Origin of the sequence: Dietzia sp. UCD-THP (genome assembly GCF_000349585.1) — a bacterium.
In the GTDB taxonomy this organism is placed as follows: Bacteria; Actinomycetota; Actinomycetes; order Mycobacteriales; family Mycobacteriaceae; genus Dietzia; species Dietzia natronolimnaea_A.
In genome coordinates, this window is sequence record NZ_KB714675.1 from 403 (window position 1) to 4,160 (window position 3,758).

Genomic DNA, 3,758 nt, shown 5'->3' on the forward strand with positions numbered 1-3,758 from the left:
AAGCACTGCCCAGCGCCGCCCCCGCGGCTCCTGCGACAGCGCCGGTCGCGCCAGCGGCGACCGCACCGATGCCGGCCGCACTGCCGCCAGCCACTGAGGCGGACACCGCCGGCGCGACCACCCGCATCAGTGCCGAGAGAACCAGGCCTGCAGCAGCCAGCAGCAGCATCGACGACACCGCCTCCATCACCGACGGCGCCTGTGTCCCCGAGGACATCCAGAACGCCGCCAGGTACAGCAGGGTTGCTACCGGCTTGAACAGCAGCGCCGCCACCACGAAACCGATCATCGACTTGAATGCCTGCTTGCCCGTGTTCATCGCAAACGATGCCGCCGCGAGCGGCAGCAGACCTACCACCACCACCAGCAGACCCTCTCGGACCACTAGAGCGACCATCTGCGCCAGCGCTCCCAACAGGGCGAACACCACGAGAATCAGCACCGCCGCCGGACCAAGGCCGGTCTCCTCGTCGATCAGAGCCACCGCATTGATCGCCGCCGCGGGATCCCCGCCCAATCCATCGGTGAGCCACTGCGCCGACACCGCATCCGTGGCCAAATGCAGGGACAAGATCACCACCGGCAGGGCGGCGCCGGCCAGAACGAAGTTGAACACCACCTGACCGACGTCCTCGAACCCATCGCCCAAGCCGCGATTACGAGCGACCGCCATCCGAGCACCCGCCACGATCAGCGACACCACAAACAGCAGCGCCTGCGCCCACAGCGTCAGATTGAAAATCCCCTCGACAGAAGAGGCGAAATCAGCGCCCGAGAACGGCGACTCCTTGATCCACATCGTCATGATCAGCGCCAACGACTGCGCGTTTCCCTCCAACAGCGACTTCACGAAATCGCCAATCGGATCACCCCAGAACGCTGACGCCGCGTTGCCCGCGGCCGTCGACACTGCTCCACCGGGGTCCTCGATGAATGCGTTACCAGCGCAGTTGATCGAGTTCGCCGCTTCGGCTACCCCGTCCGCGCCGATGGCCCGCAGTGCGGTGTCCATGCCTCGATCCAGGGCGTGGCCACGCACGTCACCGTCGCGAGCCGCGGCGATGCACTCCTCGTAACTCTCTGAGTACTCGGTGCCGTTGCTCGGCCCTAGATCTTGCGCTGCCGCTGTCCCCGCCCCTAGGAGAAGAAGCACCAGAGCAGCAAGAATGGCGACGGCCGTAGTGGCGATTCGGCGGCTCACGGTCACAGCTGCCATGAGATGAATCCGCTCTTGTTCTCGGTCACCCCGCGATTGGTGTAGGAGCCCTGTCGCATCGACAGCTTCCACTGGTCCTGGTCGCGCACCACGAGCACTGACTGGACCAGCCACTTGGGTTCGGGAAACGGCCCGGTGGCGTCCCCAAACAAGTCGTAGGCGTAGTCGATGACCACTGCATCAGCGCTACAGCTGCGCACCTTGAACGCCACGGGAGCACCGAGAGAGTTCTGGCTGGTGTTGGCCCCGTCTTGGACCTCGGCCTCCACGATCTCCCGGAACTGGTCCTCGGCGACGACATGCTTGCGCACTGTCTCCTTGCCCGCTGTACCCCCCGACTGCATCAGCCACAGGTAGTTGGTGCCAGCCAGTAGCGCGCCCCGGGGGCCGTCGGCGTAACCAGTGGGAACAGCCCCTTCGATCCGGGTGGGGCCAGAGTCGGTGGAGAACAACAACGGATAGGCATTGACCTGCTGGATCTGAACTCCCTGGGGACTGACTATGTCGTCGCAGGTCCCACCGTCATCCGAGGACTCCGAGAGGATGTCCCCCGCGGGGTTGCCCGGGAGGACCACCTGGCGCCCGGACAGATCGGTCTCGATCGCCCCAGGTGTCGGTGGTCTCTGCGGCGGACCTGGATCAACTGGCTGTGCATCTGCCGCAGCCGGGTCGGCGGCCTGTGACTGTTCGTCGGTTGTCCGGTTCACCATGGCGACAACGATCACCAGGGTCAGCAGGACACTTGCCACGATCGCGGCGAGAGTTACCCACCTCTTCTTCGTCATTGCGCGTCCTCGTCCCAGGTCGTGAAGCCGTCGAGAGACTCGATCTCAGCGGCGTCGATGTTGTCGGCCTGCGTGGGCAGAACGACCTTCCAGTCCGCCCCGGTCCAGGCGAGCTGCACCGGGTAAGCAGCCAGGAGGGGCTCTGGCTCGTCGGCGGACGGTGGAGTAGAGGTAGCCAGCAGCACGATCGCCCGCTCGGGTGAGTAGTCGCTGACCTTGAAGCCGGAGAACGTCGTCGCCACCGCCGGGTCGACAGCTCCGGACACGCTCATCAGCACCCGGGCTTGCGCCCACTGATCGCGTCCCGGGCCGGGAGCGGTCACCGTTCGCACCACCTCGGGCCAGGTGGTATCCGGGGCCGTGGCCAAAGCCGCCTGACCGTTCGCCGCCGCCAAAGCCGCACCCTGCGGCGTGTGGCTGTAGCCCTGGGGCGGGGACGTCCTTGCCGGGCCGTCGGCACGGGAGGTGGGAACCTTGAGCCCTGCGACATTGCGCCAGGTGAGGTCGGCAGGCGCAGCGGCGACGTCGACGGCCGGGGCCTCGGTCTGCTCATCTGTTGAGCAGGCTGAGATGGGTAGCAGCAGCGCTATCGCCGCAGTGATGAGAACCCGTCGCACAGCTATCTCTCCTTCTAGATGAAAACGTCGGCGATGTGGCCGGCGGAGGCCACGATCAAACACCCGACGATGACCTTGATGGTGATCGCCTGGATCGAGGGCCCGTACTGGTCGATCAGGCGGTTGTCGATCGTCAGCAGCGCGCCGATCGCCATCACCCCGGCGACCAGGACGGCGGTGGCGCCCCACTTCACCCAGCCGACTGCCTGGGTGAAGCGGGTCATCGCCTCGGCCGGTGGCCCAACAGGACTGGTCGGGGGCAGCACCGCGCCCGGATCCTGTGCCAGGACGGTCACCACGTCGGCGAGCACGGCTCTAGGAGACCAGCGCGTTGACGATGGGGCCGGCCAGCATGATGAGCAGGCAGCCACCGATGATGCGGGCGACCGTGGCCTGGACCTCGTCGCCACGGCCCGACGAGCGGGCCATGATGAAGTAGGCGCCGGCGGCCATTACGCCCATGATCCCGATCGCGATGCAGCCCCACATGAAGTACGACAGCGCGGTGTCGACCTTCACGCCCGCTCCGGGGATCTCCTGTGGGGACAGGTTCTCCCCGACGGCGATGATGTGCTCGGCCACCGGGGCGGCGGCGTGAATCGTCTCGACAAACATGGAGTTCTCCTTGTGGTCTGGTGCCCACGGATGAGCTTGGGGTCAGGACTTTGTGGTGCGGCCGCGCCACCGCTCGGCGGCGGCGGTGAAGACCTCCGCTGCGGCGGCAGCGACGGACGTCGGGACCGCGTCGGTGGGTGCTGGTGGGCGGGCAAACCGCTTCACCACCGGGGCGGTGTAGTTGGGCGTCCACGTCGCCAGCTCGGGCGGTGTGGTGGTCAGCAGTTCGGGAATCCAGTCGATGTGCCAGCTCGCGCCCGCCGCAGCGGCGACGAGCTCGCGGCGGCGCGACAGCGACAGTGCCGGTTTGTCGGGGGTCGCCGCGACGGTCACCAGGCCCAGTAGTGAGCATCCGCCGACCGCCCCGGCCTGGTGTTGGAGACACAACCGGTGCGCGGCGTCCAGGCCCGCGGCGTGCATCCGAGCGACGACGACCACGAAAGGCGCGGCATCAGCGGCGGGCCACCCACGCCGACTGTCCGCGGCAGGTGCCCACATCGACTCCAAGGTGGACACCCCGGCCCC

General features: G+C 67.2%; 5 protein-coding genes and 1 pseudogene. All 6 read right to left on the reverse strand.

Features of this window, described 5'->3' with window-relative positions; translation table 11 throughout:
• Positions 1–1,012 (reverse strand): annotated as a pseudogene (locus H483_RS37945) (hypothetical protein); the annotation flags it as partial.
• Between the two features lie 191 nt (positions 1,013–1,203).
• The gene (locus H483_RS37950) at positions 1,204–2,001 is read right to left on the reverse strand and encodes a hypothetical protein (RefSeq protein WP_017838654.1); all 798 of its coding nucleotides are present in this window, start codon (positions 1,999–2,001) and stop codon (positions 1,204–1,206) included.
• Positions 1,998–2,618: a hypothetical protein gene (locus H483_RS37955; RefSeq protein ID WP_017838655.1), complete on the reverse strand. Its 621-nt coding sequence runs from the start codon at positions 2,616–2,618 to the stop codon at positions 1,998–2,000. The genes H483_RS37950 and H483_RS37955 overlap by 4 nt, the downstream gene beginning before the upstream one ends.
• 14 nt (positions 2,619–2,632) lie before the next feature.
• The gene (locus H483_RS37960) at positions 2,633–2,929 is read right to left on the reverse strand and encodes a hypothetical protein (protein ID WP_017838656.1); all 297 of its coding nucleotides are present in this window, start codon (positions 2,927–2,929) and stop codon (positions 2,633–2,635) included.
• Between the two features lie 4 nt (positions 2,930–2,933).
• Positions 2,934–3,233, reverse strand: a complete 300-nt coding sequence (locus tag H483_RS37965) for a hypothetical protein (RefSeq protein ID WP_017838657.1) — start codon at positions 3,231–3,233, stop codon at positions 2,934–2,936.
• A 42-nt stretch (positions 3,234–3,275) separates the two neighbouring features.
• On the reverse strand, positions 3,276–3,758 hold a 483-nt coding region (locus H483_RS37970), incomplete at its 5' end, for a hypothetical protein (RefSeq protein WP_042330444.1).